We start from the raw sequence: 15,600 nt of genomic DNA, 5'->3' as shown, positions 1-15,600 counted from the left end.
CGTCCTGCGGTGTTCTCCCTCCACGAACCGGCCCTGTTCACCCGTCTGCGTGCCGCGCGGCGGGTCCTCGTCGCGGGTGCGGGCGGCGGTTTCGACGTCTACGCCGGTCTTCCGCTCGCGCTCGCCCTTCAGGCCGCCGGCAAGGAAGTGCACCTGGCCAACCTGTCGTTCGCGGACCTCTACGGCCTGGACCAGGACGTGTGGCTGGAGCCGGACGTCGCGGCCGTCCGCCCCGGCACCGCCGCCCGCGGCGACTACTTCCCCGAGCGCACCCTCGCCCGCTGGCTGGACCGGCAGGGGCTGCCCTCGACCGTCCACGCCTTCCCGCTCACCGGGGTACGGCCGCTGCGCGCCGCCTACCGCGCGCTCCTCGACCACCTGGGCCCGGTGGACGCGATCGTGCTGGTGGACGGCGGGACCGACATCCTGCTGCGCGGCGACGAACACGGGCTCGGCACCCCGGAAGAGGACATGGCGAGCCTGGCCGCCGTGGCCGGGCTGGACGAGGTGCCCGAACGGCTGGTGGCCTGCCTGGGGTTCGGCGTGGACGCGCATCACGGCGTCAACCACGCCCTGGTCCTGGAGAACCTGGCCGCCCTGGACCGCGAGGGCGGTTACCTGGGCGCGTTCTCCGTGCCGCGCGACAGCCGCGAGGGCGCCCTGTACCTGGACGCGGTGGCGCACGCCCAGGAGTGCACCCCGGATCACCCGAGCATCGTCAACGGCTCCGTCGCCGCGGCCGTGCGCGGCGACTTCGGGGACGTGCGCTTCACCGAACGCACCCGGGACAGCGAGTTGTTCATCAACCCGCTCATGGCCCTGTACTTCTGCGTGGACGCCCCCACCCTCGCCCGTCGCAACCTCTACCTCGACCGACTGGAGGACACGGCGTTGATGCGTCAGATCAGCTCGGTCATCGCGCAGTTCCGGGAGGGGCTGCCCCGGCAGCGGCCGCCCCGCGCCTACCCGCACTGACGGGGTCACGTTTCGGGGAATCGCCCGTGGCGACACAGGAAGGCCGTATACGCTCCAGGCTCTTCTTCACCGAACCTTCACAAGGGGGGCTTTGTCATGCGTATGCGCCTTGCCGCGACCACGGCCGCTGCCGCCACCGCCGGCACGCTCATAGCGCTCAGCGCGGTGCCCGCACAGGCCACCGAGTACACGTCCGCGCTGAAGATCCGCGGGGTCCAGTACGACGCGCCCGGCCGCGACTCCAACAACTGCGCCACCGGGAACACTGACGAGGAGTACGTGACGATCAAGAACTACTCCTCGACCAAGACCGTGAACCTGAAGGGGTACTGGGTCGAGGACGCGGTGGGGAACTGGTTCGAGTTCACCGCGAACCATTACCTCCAGCCGGGTGACTACGTGAAGCTGCGCGGCGGCCACGGCACCGACTCCGACGCGAAGAACGTCGTGTACCGCGACAACTGCAACTTCCTGTGGAACAACGACAAGGACACGATCTACCTGTTCAAGCCCGCCGGCAGCCGGGCCGACGTCCACTCGTACACCAAGAGCGGGTCGGACCCGGACGGCAACGGCTACATCAAGTTCCACAGCTGAGCATGCGGCGCGGCCCCATCAGCGGGGGGCGAGGTCGCGCCTTGCCACCACGCCCAGCGCCACGACCAGGAGGGTGAGCGCGCCCGCCTGGGCGAGTGCGCCGACGAGGTACACCGCGGGCAGGGCGAGGCCGAGCCACAGGGACAGCGCCGCCAGCCGGACCGCCAGGATCAGCAGGCCCAGTACCGCCAGGGCCACGGCAGCGCCGCCGAGTTCGGGGCGGCGGGCGCGCAGCACCAGCCAGCCGAGGGCGGCGAGGACGAAACAGGTGGCGGGCGCCCAGGCCAGGTCGGCCATGGTGGGCAGGAGCGCGACGGAGCCGCCGGTGACGACACAGCAGGCCAGGAAGGCGAGGCCGGGAGTGCCCACGGGCAGCACGGCGGGCGGGGCGTCGCGGTGGTACGCGGCGCACACGGCGAGGGCCGGGAGCCACGCGAACAGCGCGTTGGCGGTGACGAAGTACGGGGCGGACATCGGCCACTCGGTCACCAGCGGCTCGATCAGCGGCCAGAGCGAGGGCAGCGCGGCCAGCAGCACGGCGGCCCGGGCCAGGCGCCTGCGGTCGTGGACGAGGGCGAAGAACCCGACCGTCCACAGCAGCGGCAGCACCCACCCGGCGATCGCGACGACGGCCGGCAGCGGGCCGCTGCCGGTGAAGCCGGTCAGGAACATGTCCCACTCGTGTGCGCCGCGGGTGGCCGACCAGGTCACCCGCAGGACCTCGTCGGAGACGACGGCGCCCGCCTGGAGCAGGACGGCGTACAGCGCGAAGTGCCGGACGGCCGAGCCGAGCAGGGCGTAGCGCCGGGGAGCCCCGGTGGCGGCCAGTCGGCTGCGCACGGCCAGGGCGGCGATGCTGGCCACCTCGCCAAGGGTGGGCCTGCTCTGGTCCTGGGTCTCCTGGTCGACGTCCCAGAGGTAGACCTCGACCATCTCCTCCTCGCGGGTCTCGCGGTAATACGCGGGGAGCAGCCGCAGCACGGTGCGGTAGCGCGCTTCGAGCAGGGTCGTCATGCGAGGCCTCCCGCGAGTCCGGGGCCGGTGACGGGCGGGGTGCCGTCGGCCTTGCGGCCCTCGGCGATCCGCTGTTTGGCGGCGCTGGCGCCCGCGGCCATCCGCTCCGCCTCGGCGTCCAGGGCCCGCATCCCCTCGTCGGTGAGGCGGTAGTAGCGCCGGAGCCGGCCCTGCTGCACCTCCTCGCGGTCCAGGACGATCAGCCCGTCCGCGGTGAGCCGGTCGAGTACGCCGTACAAGGTGCCGACGCGCAGTTGCACCGCGCCGTCGGACAGGTCCTCGACCTCGCGCAGGATGCCGTAGCCGTGTCGCGGCTCGTCGGCCAGGGCGGTCAGGACGAAGAACGCCGCCTGTGTCATGTTCCTCGGTGCCATGAAACCGAATATATCGGCTGCCGATATATTCAGCGAGCCGAACACGCCCGTCCCGTGCGGGCAGTCAGGAATGGAGAAGCGCGGGGCCCGCACCCGGACCTAGCCTGAGAGCCACGCCGCCTCGGCTCCGCCGAGCGCCCCGGCCCGACGGAGGAGAGACGACAAGCATGGCCAGGAAGACGGACTCGCAGGCCGCCACCGCGCCGCACGTTGCCGACAGCCACGATCTGATCCGCGTGCACGGGGCGCGTGAGAACAACCTCAAGGACGTCAGCATCGAGATCCCGAAGCGCCGGCTGACGGTGTTCACCGGGGTGTCCGGCTCCGGCAAGAGCTCGCTCGTCTTCGACACCATCGCCGCGGAGTCGCAGCGTCTGATCAACGAGACGTACAGCGCCTTCGTCCAGGGCTTCATGCCGACGCTGGCCCGCCCCGAGGTCGACGTCCTCGACGGCCTGACGACCGCCATCAGCGTCGACCAGAGCCGGATGGGCGCCGACCCGCGCTCCACCGTCGGTACCGCCACCGACGCCAACGCGATGCTGCGCATCCTGTTCAGCCGGCTCGGCACGCCGCACATCGGCCCGCCCAGCGCCTACTCCTTCAACGTCGCCTCGGTCTCCGCGCAGGGCGGCCTCACCGTAGACCGGGGCAGCGAGAAGACGAAGACCGAGAAGGTCACCTTCAACCGCACCGGCGGCATGTGCACCCGCTGCGAGGGCCGCGGCACCGTCACCGACATCGACCTCGCCCAGCTCTTCGACGACGCCAAGTCGCTCAACGAGGACCCGTTCACGATCCCCACCTACACCGGGGACGGCTGGGTGGTGCGGGTCATCAGGGAGTCCGGCTTCTTCGACCCGGACAAGCCGATCCGCAAGTACACCAAGAAGGAGCGGCACGACTTCCTGTACCGCGAGCCCGTCAAGGTGAAGATCAACGGCGTCAACCTCACCTACGAGGGCCTGATCCCCAAGCTCCAGAAGTCGATGCTGTCCAAGGACCCCGAGGCGATGCAGCCGCACATCCGGGCGTTCGTGGAGCGCGCGGTCACCTTCGCCGTCTGCCCCGAGTGCGACGGCACCAGGCTGACCGAGGGAGCCAGATCGTCGAAGATCGAGGGGATCTCCATCGCCGACGCCTGCGCGATGGAGATCCGGGACCTCGCCGACTGGGCCCGCGCCCTGAAGGAGCCGTCGGTGGCGCCGCTGCTCACCGCGCTCCAGCACACCCTGGACTCGTTCGTCGAGATCGGCCTCGGCTATCTCGCCCTCGACCGACCGGCCGGCACGCTGTCGGGCGGCGAGGCGCAGCGCGTGAAGATGATCCGCCACCTCGGCTCCTCGCTGACGGACGTCACCTACGTCTTCGACGAGCCGACCGCGGGCCTGCACCCCCATGACATCCAGCGGATGAACGATCTGCTGCTGCGCCTGCGCGACAAGGGCAACACCGTCCTCGTCGTCGAGCACAAGCCGGAGATGATCGCGATCGCCGACCATGTCGTCGACCTCGGTCCCGGCGCCGGCATCGCGGGTGGCGCCGTCTGCTACGAGGGCACCCTGGAGGGCCTGCGCGCCTCCGGCACCATCACCGGCCGGCACCTCGACGACCGGGCCACCGTCAAGGAGAGCGTGCGCGAGCCCTCGGGCGCGCTGGAGATCCGGGGCGCGACGGCGAACAACCTCAAGGGCGTCGACGTCGACATCCCGCTCGGCGTGCTCACCGTGATCACCGGCGTCGCGGGCTCCGGCAAGAGCTCTCTGGTGCACGGTTCGGTGCCGCTCGACGCGGGCGTGGTCTCCGTGGACCAGAGCCCGATCAAGGGCTCGCGGCGCAGCAACCCGGCGACCTACACCGGGCTGCTCGACCCGATCCGCAAGGCCTTCGCCAAGGCCAACGGCGTGAAGCCGGCCCTGTTCAGCGCCAACTCCGAGGGCGCCTGCCCGACCTGCAACGGCGCGGGCGTCGTCTACACCGACCTCGGGATGATGGCCGGGGTCTCCACCACCTGCGAGGACTGCGACGGCAAGCGGTTCGACGCGTCGGTCCTGGAGTACCGGCTCGGCGGCCGGGACATCAGCGAGGTGCTCGGGATGTCGGTGACCGACGCCGAGGAGTTCTTCGGCTCCGGTGAGGCGCACACCCCGGCCGCGCACAAGATCCTGGAGCGGCTCGTCGACGTCGGCCTCGGCTACCTCACCATCGGCCAGCCGCTGACCACGCTCTCCGGCGGCGAGCGGCAGCGGCTGAAGCTGGCCACGCACATGGGCGACAAGGGCGGAGTCTACGTCCTCGACGAGCCGACGACCGGTCTGCACCTCGCCGACGTCGAGCAACTGCTCGGCCTGCTGGACCGGTTGGTCGACTCCGGCAAGTCCGTCATCGTCGTCGAGCACCACCAGGCGGTCATGGCCCACGCCGACTGGATCATCGACCTCGGCCCGGGCGCGGGCCACGACGGCGGCCGGATCGTCTTCGAGGGCACCCCGGCCGACCTGGTCGCCGCCCGCTCGACCCTCACCGGCGAACACCTCGCGGACTACGTGGGCGCCTGACCGCGAGCCCGGCACAAGTGCCCTGGAGGGGGTCACCGTACGGTGACCCCCTGCCCGTCCCTCTCCGCGGTCCCGGCGCTCTCACGAGTCGAGGTCGTCGGCGAAGTGCCGGAAACCGTGCCGGTCCCGGTGGAGTTGCCAGAGGGTGTCCGCCAGGACCGCCGGGTCCTTGCGGGGGTGGCCGGGGACGATCGCGCCGGGGATGACCAGCTGCGCGACATGGATGCCCTCGGCCGCGAGGGTGTCGTGCAGCAGATGCCCGTACGCGCTCTCGGCGGCGAACGCGATCGACGTACCGGCGCGGTCGGGGTGCGGGACGACGGCGGTGCCTCCGTTGACGAACAGGATGGTGCCGCGGCCCAGTGCACGCATGCCGGGCAGGACCTGCTGGACGGCGGCGACGGGACCGTAGACGGAGAACTCGACCGGGCCGGTGAGGTCGGCGTGGGTCGTCTCCAGGACGGGCCGCATGAAGTCGGGCTGCGGGACCGGGCTGTACTGGAGGACCTCGATCGGGCCGAGCGCCGCCCGTGCCTCGTCGAGGGCGGCGGCCAGGGCCTTGGGTTCGCGTACGTCCGCGGTGAAGGCGCGGGCCGTGACGCCTTGGCCGGCCAGACCGGCGGCGAGCGCCGCGATGCGCTCGGGGGTGCGGGCGACGAGGGCGACGTCGAAGCCCTCGCCGCCGAACCGCCGGGCCACGGCCGCGCCGAGTCCGGGTCCCGCTCCGATGATGGCGATGGTGGTCATGGCATCCATCCTTCCCCGGCCGGCACCACCGCGCCCATGGCGAACAGGACCCACCCCGATGCGGATGGCGGGCGGGCCCTGTTCGTGCCGGTCATTGTGATGGGCCCGGCAGCGGGGCGACACGCGTGAACGACGCCCACCCGAGGCGTGTTCCGCACACCCCGAGTGATCCGGACCGCCGGGCGCCCGTCTCGCCTGTCGACCCCGCCCGATCTCCACCCACCTGCGGCGACGATACTGGGAGGCGCACGGTTCCCCCCGCCCCAGATGGACTCATGCCGATCTCCTCCACCGCCCCCTCGCCCGCCACCCACCCCGCCACCGTGTGGCAGCTCCGCGGCCGCCACGCCGACTCCGCCGCGGCGGACGTGCTCCGCGCCTCCCATGCACGGCGGATGAAGGACGAGGGAGTCCTCGACGACTTCCGGGAGCTGCCGGAGGAACGGGTCTTCGAGGCCCGCTGGCGGGTCGACGACGAGGTGACCGTGCGGGCCCGGCTGACCCTCACCGACGAGGAGTGGATGCTGGTCGCGGAGGCGGAACGCCCCTGGAACATGGCCTGGCCCTCCCCCGTCGGCATGTTCTGGGACCTCGGTCCGGAGGCGGGGTGGGACCACGACACGGTCGCCGGTCTGCGCTTCCGGGAGGCCAACCGGCTCACCGAGGACGACAAGGAGATGCGGCGCCTGCTGAAGAGCTGTGCGCGCGAGTCGTGGGCCGTCCACGTCGTCGTCCACGAGGCGATGACCCCCGACGAGCGCGGCCTGCGCCCCTTGGCCGCGCTGCTGCCGCCGGGCCTGGAGCACCGCGTGGTGGAACACCGCGCCGCGCCGCATCAGTTGCGGGCCGTCAACTGGGCGCTCAAGGACCTCGACGTGCAGGTGCCGCGGGGCGGCGCCGTGGTCCTGCCCCCGCTGCCGCCGGGTCACGAGACCGACGAGTTCTCCGTACGCAGCGTCTTCCTCGACGGAACCCCGCCGACCGAACTGATCGACGTCCTCAGCCGGTTCACCGCCCTGCCGAGGGCGCTGCCCGGCGGCGCCGACGAGGCGGTCACCGCCCTGCGCGAGCGGTGGGGGCTGCTGACCCTGGAGGAGGAACTCGCCCGGCAGCGGGAACTCGTCGCCATGTACGCGGAGGCGCTCGACGCGATGACCAAGTCCCGGGACCTCTACCGGGAGGCCGCCGAACGCGCCAACGAGGCGCTGGCGGCCTACCGGGAGGGCGCCGCGCAGCCCACCGGGCAGACCGGCCCGGCCGCGCCGACCACGCCGGCCTCCGAGCAGCAGCCCGGCTCCCCGCTGCACCAGCTCACCCGGACCTTCGAACGTCTCAAGCGCCGCCCCACGAAGGGCGACGAGGGCACCAGCTGAGCAGGGGGTTCACTCGGCACCGGCTGACCTGCGGGATGAGCCGGGACGCGCCCTGCGTCGGCGAAGCCGCGGGAGGCGGTCGGCGTCGTGACGGCCATCGCGTACGCCGGTCATGGCGTCGTTGCGGAAGCCATGACCGGCGTACGGGCGGTGCCCTCGTCGCCACCGCGGGAGGGGGCCGGGCGGCGACGGGCCGTCAGTCCGCCGCGCGCTGTGCCTCGGCCGGCAGGCGTTCCGCCGCGATCAGGCGCGGGGGCGGCGACGCCAGGCGTACGACCAGGGCGGTCAACGCGGCGAGGGCCGCGCACACGGCGGCGAGGCCGGCGGCCCAGGCCGGGGCGAAGGTGAGGTCGAGCGCCTGGGACAGCCGGCCCGAGTCGAAGCGGGCCGCGTACAGCTGTGTCGCGGCCAGCGCCGCCGGCACCAGGACCGCGCCGGTGAGCACCGGTGCGGTGGGGCGCAGCGTCACCAGCAGCCCGAGCAGCAGGCACACCCCGGACAGGCCGAGGACGAAGCCGTACCGCCGCAGCGAGACACCGTCCTGGTGGGCCGGGACGTGGGCGACGGCGCAGACGAACAGTGCCAGGGCCGCCAGACGGGCCGGCCAGGCGGGCGGCGCGGCGCTGCGGAAACGAACCCGCGCGGGGCGGCGCACCGGCGTCTCCTCGAGCGGCACCGGGTCGGCTGCTGCCTCCGGCTGCGGCGGGGGTGTGCCGCCGCGTTCGTCGGCCAGGCGGCCGATCAGCTCCACGAGGTCCGTCACCGGCCGGCCGGTGGCGGCCGCCCGGACCGCCTCCTGTCCGCAGTGCGGCTCCAGCGGGGCCTGCTGGAGCAGGGCCATCAGCCGGGTCACCTCGTCGACGGAACGGGACTCGGCCGCGGCGCGGATCGCCTCGTCGGCTCCGGACGCGTCCCGCGGCGGCCGGGTCAGCAGGACGACGAGGCGGGTGACGTCGTCCACGGAGCGGCTCACTCCGACCGCGCGGAGCGCGTCGGCCGTGGCACGCGCGTACAGGGGGGACTGTTCGAGCAGCGTGATGAGCTGGGCCACCTCGTCCAGGGGGCGATCGGCCACGGCGGCGCGGACCAGGGCGTCGACCGGATCGCCGTGCGCCGAGACATTCCCTTCCCCGCGGCCGCCGGCCGGGGGCGGTGCGAAGGGGCTGGTCGGCTCCGAGACGGATATGGCGGGGCCGTTCGACTGAGGGGTGGGCGGGCGACTGGTCATGCGCGGGTCTCCAAAGGAGTGGAATGCGGCCGCTGCTGCTGGCGCCCCCGACGCGCGACACGCAACGTTACGGTGACCATTACTAGGCGTCCGCGCCCGACCGTGCCACTCGGATGCGCCACGGGTATGACGGACCCCCGACAGCTCACGTCCCGGCACCCCCACTGGTGTTCGATGACACCGGTTCGAGCCTTGGCGGCCATACCCGTCGTGGGAACGGGAATCCGTGAAGGCATGCACACACCCTGATACGGCACATCCCGATACGAGGAGGGCCCGTGGACACCACCACCGTGATCGTCGTCGCCGCGGTGGTCGCGGCGCTGCTTCTGGCCGCGGCCGTGGGAGTCTTCGTACGACTGCTGCGCGCGCGGCGGGACTTGAGGCGGGCCGGGCTGCCGACCGGGCCGCGCTGGGTCTTCTGGGGTGCCCTCGCCTACTTCCTGCTGCCGGCCGACCTGCTGGTCGACCCGGTGTATCTCGACGACATCGGAGTTCTGCTCCTCGCTCTGCGCAGCATGCGCGCGTACGCGGAGCGTGACCAATTCCGCAATACCGCCTGATCACACGCCCCTCATTCCCCTCCTGTCTCCCCCGTCCCAGCAGCCTCAACGGCCCCTGGTTACACACAGTAAGGAAACCAATCACTCGTTCGATTCGTATAAGTCTCAGGAAGCCGACGGCAGTCGGCGTCCCGGGCGACGGTGCAAGCGACCATCGCCGGCTCGGCGCAGCACCCACGAGGGAGAGACGATGCAACCGTTCGCGCTCAACTACGCACGTCCGGCAGCACAGTCGGAGGCCACCACTCCGTATGTGTACGACTCCGGGCGGCAGTTGAACGTGCTGTCGGACGGGCGGATCGCCGCCCACGACCTGGCGTTGCTGAGAGAACTGGGCACGACGACATCCACCGCCGGTTCGAAGACCCACTTCGACGACTGAACACGGACCGGCGCACATGACCGTGTTGATCCTGACCAGTGAAGAGGACGTGACGGCCGACATGGTCGTCGTCCACCTCAACGCCTCCGGGGTGCCGGTGGTCCGGCTCGACCCCGCCGACCTGACCGGAAGCGCGGCGCTGTCCGGGGAGTACGTGCACGGCTCCTTCCGCGGCCATCTGTCGTCCGGGGGGCGGCTGGTGAGCATCAACGGACTGCGGTCCGTGTGGGTGCGCCGGCCGGGGCGGGCCGCCACCCGGGCCGCCGCACCGTCCGCATGGCTGACGGAGGAGTCCTCGCAGGCGCTCTACGGAATGCTCCGCAGCTCGCGGGCGCGGTGGATGAACCATCCCGACGCGGCCCGCCGGGCCCGGCACAAGCCCTGGCAGCTGCGGCTGGCCCAGCGCTCCGGGCTGCCCGTGCCGGCCACGCTGATCACGACGTTCCCGCAGGCCGCCCGTGAGTTCGCCGAGCGCTATCCGGACCTGGTGGTCAAGCCGGTCTCCGGGTCGCATCCGCAGGATCCGCCGCGGGCGGTGCCGACCAGCAGGGTGGCGCCGGACGCGGACTTCGGCGCCGTCGCGTTCGGTCCGACGCTGCTGCAGCGCCGGGTAGCCAAGCGGGCGGACATCCGGCTCACGGTGGTGGGTGAACAGATGCTGGCGGCACGCAAATGCACGGCGGCGGACGCGGACGAGGTGGACGTCCGCTTCGCCTCCCCCGCCCACCCGTGGCAGGCCACCGAGGTGCCGCCGCGGATCGCCGACGCCGTGCGCGGCTATCTGCGGGGGGCCGAACTGGCTTACGGCGCCTTCGACTTCGCGGAGGACGCCGACGGAACCTGGTGGTTCCTGGAGTGCAACCAGTCGGGGCAGTTCGGCTTCGTCGAGGTGGAGACGGGTCAGCCGATCGCGCGGACCATCGCCGAGTGGCTGGCCCGCCCCGGGCCGGAGGAGGGGGCACAGGTCAACGGCACGGACTCCGCGCTCACCTGAGGGTCACAGCTGGCCGGGGCCGGGCATGAGCGCGTTGCGCTGCCAGCCCGGCGGCGGAGGCGGCGAGGGCAGTTCGCCGAGCTGGGAACGGCCGATGGACTGGAGGGGCTGCATGACGAACTCCAGTTCCCTGCTGACTCGCTCGGCCTCCCTGCGAACCTGAGTGGGTACGTCGCCGCGCTCCGCGATGAGTCGGTCATAGATGGGGGAATCCTGGAACACCCGTCAACGTGCCTTTCATGTCACGGCCCACTGGTATGGGCACGGCTGTCGAGTCTAGGCGCCCCTGCACCCTGCGGGGTGAATTCCCCTGTTCGGCTTGACTCAGGCTCCCGTGGTCGAGCCCGGCCGGACGATCATGAGCACGGTGACCGTCGCCCACAGCAGATTGAACACGCCGGTGAACATGGCCAGTTGGCCGGTGCTGGCGCGCTCGACGGGCTGCCCCGCGTCGAGCTGGTCGAGGAGTTCCGACTGCCGGGGCAGGACGAAGGCCACCAGGACCCCGGCGGCCGCGGCGGTCAGCGCGACGGACGCGACCAGCCAGCCGCTGCCCAGCACCCCCATCGCCACGGCGGTGGCGAGGCCGAGGAGCGGGACGGCCAGACCGAGGCCGGCGTAGACGCGGCAGATGCGGTGCAGCAGGACGACGGTGCCGGTGCTCGCGGGGTCGTCGCCCGCCCGGCGCGCCGCGGGCGGGAACATGCTGGCCGCGACGGTGACGGGGCCGACGGCGACGATGGCGGCGAGGACGTGGAGGGACAGCAGGAACTTGGTCATCGGTGAGGTCCAGGGGCGGTCGTGGATTGGCGGACGTGGATTGGCGGACGCGGATTGGCGGACATGGGGGGCGGACGCGGATTGGCGGACATGGGGGGCCGACGTGGAGGGCCGGCCGCCCACGCTAGGGATCTTCACGCCCAGGGCACAGAGGCAGGAATGACAGGCAGCAACGGATTCTCGCCAACGGCCCGACCTGCGCTCTTCCAGCCGGTCCCCCCTGCCGGGCCTGGCGAGAACCCGCCTATCGTGGCCCCATGCACTCCGTGGCGATCCTGGCTCTCGACCTGGTGGTGCCGTTCGACATGGCGGCGCCCCTGCAGGTCTTCGACTGGACACGGCTGCCCGACGGCCGCGGCGCCTACCGGGTCAGGCTGTGCGCCGAGTCGCCGGAGGTACGGGCCGACGGCGGCTTCTCGCTGCGCGTCGAACGCGGCCTGGAGGCGCTGGCGGACGCGGACACGGTGATCGTGCCCGGCTCCTCCCCCGCGGCGGGTCCCACGCCCGAACCCGTCCTCGACGCGCTGCGGCGGGCCGCGGCGGCGGGCACCCGGATCGCCTCGGTGTGCACGGGGGCGTTCGTGCTGGCGGAGGCCGGGCTGCTGGACGGCCTGCGCGCCACCACCCACTGGGTCGCCGCGGACGAACTCGCCCGCCGCTATCCGCGGGTGCGGGTGGAACCGGACGTGCTCTACGTCGACAACGGCCGCATCCTCACCTCGGCGGGCGCCGCCGCGGGCCTCGACATGTGTCTGCACATGATCCGGCGCGACTTCGGGTCGGCCGTCGCCGCGGATGCCGCGCGGATGTCGGTGGTGCCCCTCGAACGGGAGGGCGGCCAGGCCCAGTTCATCGTGCACGACCATCCGCCCGTGCCGCGCGGCTCGACACTCGAACCGGTCCTGGAGTGGATCGAGGACAACCTGGGCCAGGACATCACCCTCGGGGCGATGGCGTCCCGGTCGGGGATGAGCGAGCGCACCTTCAGCCGCCGGTTCCGCGAGCAGACCGGCACCACGCCGCTCCAGTGGCTGCTCAGGGCGCGGGTGCGGCGCGCCCAGTACCTGCTGGAGAACAGCGACCACCCGATCGAACGCATCGCACGGCAGGCCGGGTTCGGCTCCCCGACCGCGTTCCGCGAGCGGTTCCGGCGCGTGGCCGGAACCACTCCGCAGGCCTACCGCACGGCGTTCCACGGGCGTTCACACACCGCGGAGTCCGGCTGACGGCGGCCTAGAGCAGGGCGTCCGCCTTGGCGACGGCGTCATGGACCGCGGTGGTGCCCATCAGGACGCACAGGGTGTAGCTCACGTCCTCCAGCTCTCGCGCGACCGTCACGTCACCCCGCTCGGCGTGGGCGATCTGAAGTGACGCGTACTGCGTGAGCAGCTTCCTGACGACCTTCGGGTCCGGCACCAGCACGAAAAGCCCCTCTCTCGACCATCCGTTCACGGGCCCGCCGACGAAGCGGTCACATCTCCCGCCCCACGGCCCGCATTTGACGGAATCCTGGCTCTCGATGCCCGAGTGCCGCTCGAATCCGGCCTGCGGGAAACCCACAGGAGTGACGTTCCCGCGAGCGTGGAACCGAACCGCTTCCCCACGGGCCGTCGGCAGTTGAACAGGAGGCATCCCCTCGCACGAACGGTAAACGCCATGAACCGCCTCCCCCGTCTGCTCTGCTCGCTCTACGTCGCCACGAGCGCCGGACTCGCCTGGACCACGGTCCTGCAATACCGTCACGGCCCCACCTGGGCCGTGTATCTCGCCGCCGCCGCGAGCCTCGTCCCGGTCATCGCCGTCGTCCGCGAGGCCGAGTGGCACGAGGAGCGCACGGCGGCTGCGGCGGTCGGCCCGGGCGTCGCCGGGACCGTGGACGACGACGTCGTCCAGGCCGAACTCGACGCCGCGTGCTGCGAGCGATGGTGGACGAGCTGCGGCACGGACCACGACACCCGCTGCCCGCACCGCGTCCCGCGCAGCAGCGCGGCCTGACGGGGGCATCGCCCGCCCGGCCGCGCGGAAGCAGACGGCGCACCGTGCCCTCCGGGCGCCGCCCCTGCCCGGAGGGCTCTCCTCAGGCCACCTGTCCGCCGTGCAGCGCCGTGTACGCACCGCCCCGGCGCAGGAGTTCCTCGTGCGTGCCGATCTCCTGGATGCGGCCGTCGCCCATCACGACGATCCGGTCCGCGCCCCGCACGGTGGACAGCCGGTGGGCCACCACGAAGGTGGTGCGACCGCGCAGGAGCCGGGCCAGCGCCTCCTGGACCAAGGCCTCCGAGCGGGTGTCGAGGGCCGAGGTGGCCTCGTCGAGGACGAGCACCCGAGGGTCGCGGATGAGGGCGCGGGCGATCGCGAGGCGCTGGCGCTGACCGCCGGACAGCCGGGCGCCACGTTCGCCGACGACCGTGTCCAGGCCCTGCGGGAGCCGGTCGACGAACTCCAGCGCATTGGCGTCGCGCAGGGCCGCGCGCACGGCCGCCTCGTCGGCCTCGTCCTCCATGCCGTAGGCGACGTTCTCCCGGATCGTGCCGTCGAACAGGATCGACTCCTGCGGCACCACCGACACGAAGCGCCGGTAGGTGCGCAGGTCGAGCGCGTTCATGTCGGTGCCGTCCAGGAGCAGCCGGCCCGAGGTGGGACGGATGAAGCCGATGACGAGGTTGAGGACGGTGGACTTGCCCGCGCCGGACGCGCCGACGAGGGCGATGGTCTCCCCCGGCCGCACCGAGAGGGTGAAGTCGTGCACGGCGGGCCGCTCGCCGTGCCCGTAGGCGTGGCCGACCTGCTGGAAGATGACCGCCCCGCGCACCTCGGCGACCTGCGACTTGCCTTCGTTGTCCTCCAGTTCGGGCGCTTGGAGGACCTCGCCGACGGACCGGACGGACTCCAGGCCCTTGGTGATGACCGGGGCGAGGCCCGCCAGCGTGGTGGTGGAGTTGGTCAGCGTGGTCAGGAACGCGCTCAGCATCACCACGTCGCCGGGGGTGACGCCCCAGACGTCGTAGTACGACACCAGCGCGGCGCCGGCGAGGACGCACACGCCGACGACGTTGAGGACGACCCAGGCCAGCGAACCGAAGCGGCCGTTGACGAGGTCGAGGCGGTTGCCGGAGGTGAGCAGCCGGTGCAGGGTGCCGTCCATGCGGCGCAGCGCCTTGCGCTCCAGGCCGTGGGCGCGGGTCACCGGGATCAGCCGGGTCATCTCGGACACCCGGGACGACAGGGTCTCGACCTCGTGCCGGAAGTGCTCGTTGTGGGTGCGCAGCCGGGCCCTGAGGCGGGCCACGACGAGGGCGGCGGCGGGGACGACGACCAGGAACACCGGCAGGAACTCCGGGGTGCGGACGCCGATGATGACGAGGCCGCCGATCAGCACGGTGCCCGCGCCGAGTCCGGTCTCCGCGGTCTGCTGCACCATCTGCTCGACGGTCTCCACGTCCCGTACGACCTTGGCCTGGAGCACGCCGGCGCTGACCCGGGAGTGGTAGCCGATGGACAACTGCTGCATGCGGGTGCACAGCGCGGACCGCAGCGAGGTGCCCATGCGGCGCACGCTGCCGTACAGCAGGCGGACGTACAGGATGTGCAGCGGGTAGTTGACCAGCAGGATCACCATGATGATCCCGGTGCTGAGCCAGAGATCGGTGATCGGCCCGTGCTGGACGACGGTGTCGATGATGGACGCGGTGATCAGCGGGAGCAGCCAGATGGGGCTGTGCTTGACCGTGAAGACGACGACGGCCAGGGCAAGGCGGCGACGGTCGGCGCGGAACAGGTAGGCGAGGGTGCGGATGGGGTGCTCGCCCCGGTAGCGGTGGTCGAGCGGTCTCTCCAACGGCGAGGCCATTGGTGGTGGTCCTTCCCAGGGTACGGGTGGTTGGGCAAGCGCTTTCTCCCCTGGCTTCCTGGGGATACACCTCGTCCGGGGCAGGAATCTCGCCCTTGTCTCAGCCTGGACCGGCCCCGGCCCGCAGGTCCAATAGAAGAAGGAGAACGCATTCAGCACCACGGG

The 15,600-nt window shown here is 72.0% G+C and carries 17 protein-coding genes; 9 read left to right on the top strand and 8 right to left on the bottom strand.

What is annotated here, in order from left to right:
• Positions 1-9: 9 nt before the first annotated feature.
• Positions 10-975: a DUF1152 domain-containing protein gene (locus DI272_RS11770; RefSeq protein ID WP_109495312.1), complete on the top strand. Its 966-nt coding sequence runs from the start codon at positions 10-12 to the stop codon at positions 973-975.
• Positions 976-1,071: 96 nt separating this feature from the next.
• Entirely contained in the window at positions 1,072-1,572 is a 501-nt protein-coding gene (locus DI272_RS11765; protein WP_181387163.1) for a lamin tail domain-containing protein, read from the top strand.
• A gap of 18 nt (positions 1,573-1,590) precedes the next feature.
• Here the strand turns inward: DI272_RS11765 and DI272_RS11760 are convergent, their stop codons facing one another.
• A complete protein-coding gene (locus DI272_RS11760) occupies positions 1,591-2,586 on the bottom strand; it encodes a hypothetical protein (RefSeq protein WP_109495310.1) in 996 nt (331 codons plus the stop codon).
• Positions 2,583-2,945 carry a PadR family transcriptional regulator gene (locus DI272_RS11755; RefSeq protein WP_109495309.1) on the bottom strand — a complete coding sequence of 121 codons (363 nt, stop codon included), beginning with the start codon at positions 2,943-2,945 and terminating at the stop codon, positions 2,583-2,585. The genes DI272_RS11760 and DI272_RS11755 overlap by 4 nt, the downstream gene beginning before the upstream one ends.
• Before the next feature lie 182 nt (positions 2,946-3,127).
• Here DI272_RS11755 and DI272_RS11750 point away from each other — a divergent pair, with 182 nt between their 5' ends.
• Positions 3,128-5,518, top strand: a complete 2,391-nt coding sequence (locus DI272_RS11750) for an excinuclease ABC subunit UvrA (RefSeq protein ID WP_109495308.1) — start codon at positions 3,128-3,130, stop codon at positions 5,516-5,518.
• 81 nt (positions 5,519-5,599) lie between these two features.
• Here DI272_RS11750 and DI272_RS11745 read toward each other — a convergent pair whose 3' ends face one another.
• A complete protein-coding gene (locus tag DI272_RS11745) occupies positions 5,600-6,265 on the bottom strand; it encodes an SDR family NAD(P)-dependent oxidoreductase (RefSeq protein ID WP_181387162.1) in 666 nt (221 codons plus the stop codon).
• Between the two features lie 275 nt (positions 6,266-6,540).
• On the opposite strand from DI272_RS11745, the gene DI272_RS11740 reads away from it, so the two are divergent.
• Positions 6,541-7,638 (top strand): hypothetical protein, encoded by a 1,098-nt coding sequence (locus tag DI272_RS11740; RefSeq protein WP_258314529.1) that lies wholly within the window; start codon positions 6,541-6,543, stop codon positions 7,636-7,638.
• A 196-nt stretch (positions 7,639-7,834) separates the two neighbouring features.
• Here the strand turns inward: DI272_RS11740 and DI272_RS11735 are convergent, their stop codons facing one another.
• Positions 7,835-8,866, bottom strand: coding sequence for a hypothetical protein (locus DI272_RS11735; RefSeq protein ID WP_258314528.1), 1,032 nt, complete (start codon positions 8,864-8,866; stop codon positions 7,835-7,837).
• Between the two features lie 278 nt (positions 8,867-9,144).
• On the opposite strand from DI272_RS11735, the gene DI272_RS11730 reads away from it, so the two are divergent.
• The 3 genes from DI272_RS11730 (at position 9,145) to tgmB (ending at position 10,805) form a co-directional block, all read left to right on the top strand.
• A complete protein-coding gene (locus tag DI272_RS11730; RefSeq protein ID WP_109495306.1) occupies positions 9,145-9,429 on the top strand; it encodes a DUF1232 domain-containing protein in 285 nt (94 codons plus the stop codon).
• 190 nt (positions 9,430-9,619) lie between these two features.
• A complete protein-coding gene (tgmA, locus tag DI272_RS11725) occupies positions 9,620-9,811 on the top strand; it encodes a putative ATP-grasp-modified RiPP (RefSeq protein WP_097271997.1) in 192 nt (63 codons plus the stop codon).
• Between the two features lie 16 nt (positions 9,812-9,827).
• Entirely contained in the window at positions 9,828-10,805 is a 978-nt protein-coding gene (gene tgmB, locus DI272_RS11720; protein ID WP_109495305.1) for an ATP-grasp ribosomal peptide maturase, read from the top strand.
• Positions 10,806-10,808: 3 nt separating this feature from the next.
• Here tgmB and DI272_RS11715 read toward each other — a convergent pair whose 3' ends face one another.
• Both DI272_RS11715 and DI272_RS11710 read right to left on the bottom strand, forming a co-directional pair.
• Positions 10,809-11,027: a hypothetical protein gene (locus tag DI272_RS11715; RefSeq protein WP_109495304.1), complete on the bottom strand. Its 219-nt coding sequence runs from the start codon at positions 11,025-11,027 to the stop codon at positions 10,809-10,811.
• Between the two features lie 102 nt (positions 11,028-11,129).
• A complete protein-coding gene (locus DI272_RS11710; RefSeq protein WP_109495303.1) occupies positions 11,130-11,585 on the bottom strand; it encodes a DUF2269 family protein in 456 nt (151 codons plus the stop codon).
• A gap of 257 nt (positions 11,586-11,842) precedes the next feature.
• Here DI272_RS11710 and DI272_RS11705 point away from each other — a divergent pair, with 257 nt between their 5' ends.
• Entirely contained in the window at positions 11,843-12,811 is a 969-nt protein-coding gene (locus tag DI272_RS11705; protein WP_109495302.1) for a GlxA family transcriptional regulator, read from the top strand.
• Between the two features lie 7 nt (positions 12,812-12,818).
• Here the strand turns inward: DI272_RS11705 and DI272_RS11700 are convergent, their stop codons facing one another.
• On the bottom strand, positions 12,819-13,007 hold the full coding sequence (locus DI272_RS11700) for a DUF5133 domain-containing protein (RefSeq protein ID WP_109495301.1): 189 nt from the start codon (positions 13,005-13,007) through the stop codon (positions 12,819-12,821).
• Between the two features lie 234 nt (positions 13,008-13,241).
• On the opposite strand from DI272_RS11700, the gene DI272_RS11695 reads away from it, so the two are divergent.
• On the top strand, positions 13,242-13,580 hold the full coding sequence (locus DI272_RS11695; RefSeq protein ID WP_109495300.1) for a hypothetical protein: 339 nt from the start codon (positions 13,242-13,244) through the stop codon (positions 13,578-13,580).
• A gap of 82 nt (positions 13,581-13,662) precedes the next feature.
• Here the strand turns inward: DI272_RS11695 and DI272_RS11690 are convergent, their stop codons facing one another.
• A complete protein-coding gene (locus tag DI272_RS11690; RefSeq protein ID WP_109495299.1) occupies positions 13,663-15,435 on the bottom strand; it encodes an ABC transporter ATP-binding protein in 1,773 nt (590 codons plus the stop codon).
• Positions 15,436-15,600 lie beyond the last annotated feature (165 nt).

The organism is Streptomyces sp. Act143 (assembly GCF_003143935.1).
In the GTDB taxonomy this organism is placed as follows: Bacteria; Actinomycetota; Actinomycetes; order Streptomycetales; family Streptomycetaceae; genus Streptomyces.
This window is presented reverse-complemented; position numbering and strand designations above follow the sequence as displayed.

Bases quoted from the DNA above. Each gene is read 5' to 3' on its own strand.
- DI272_RS11765 (WP_181387163.1), top strand. From the start codon at position 1,072: ATGCGTATGCGCCTTGCCGCGACCACGGCCGCTGCCGCCACCGCCGGC.
- DI272_RS11760 (WP_109495310.1), bottom strand. From the start codon at position 2,586: ATGACGACCCTGCTCGAAGCGCGCTACCGCACCGTGCTGCGGCTGCTC.
- DI272_RS11755 (WP_109495309.1), bottom strand. From the start codon at position 2,945: ATGACACAGGCGGCGTTCTTCGTCCTGACCGCCCTGGCCGACGAGCCG.
- DI272_RS11750 (WP_109495308.1), top strand. From the start codon at position 3,128: ATGGCCAGGAAGACGGACTCGCAGGCCGCCACCGCGCCGCACGTTGCC.
- DI272_RS11745 (WP_181387162.1), bottom strand. From the start codon at position 6,265: ATGACCACCATCGCCATCATCGGAGCGGGACCCGGACTCGGCGCGGCC.
- DI272_RS11740 (WP_258314529.1), top strand. From the start codon at position 6,541: ATGCCGATCTCCTCCACCGCCCCCTCGCCCGCCACCCACCCCGCCACC.
- DI272_RS11735 (WP_258314528.1), bottom strand. From the start codon at position 8,866: ATGACCAGTCGCCCGCCCACCCCTCAGTCGAACGGCCCCGCCATATCC.
- tgmA (WP_097271997.1), top strand. From the start codon at position 9,620: ATGCAACCGTTCGCGCTCAACTACGCACGTCCGGCAGCACAGTCGGAG.
- tgmB (WP_109495305.1), top strand. From the start codon at position 9,828: ATGACCGTGTTGATCCTGACCAGTGAAGAGGACGTGACGGCCGACATG.
- DI272_RS11710 (WP_109495303.1), bottom strand. From the start codon at position 11,585: ATGACCAAGTTCCTGCTGTCCCTCCACGTCCTCGCCGCCATCGTCGCC.
- DI272_RS11705 (WP_109495302.1), top strand. From the start codon at position 11,843: ATGCACTCCGTGGCGATCCTGGCTCTCGACCTGGTGGTGCCGTTCGAC.
- DI272_RS11695 (WP_109495300.1), top strand. From the start codon at position 13,242: ATGAACCGCCTCCCCCGTCTGCTCTGCTCGCTCTACGTCGCCACGAGC.
- DI272_RS11690 (WP_109495299.1), bottom strand. From the start codon at position 15,435: ATGGCCTCGCCGTTGGAGAGACCGCTCGACCACCGCTACCGGGGCGAG.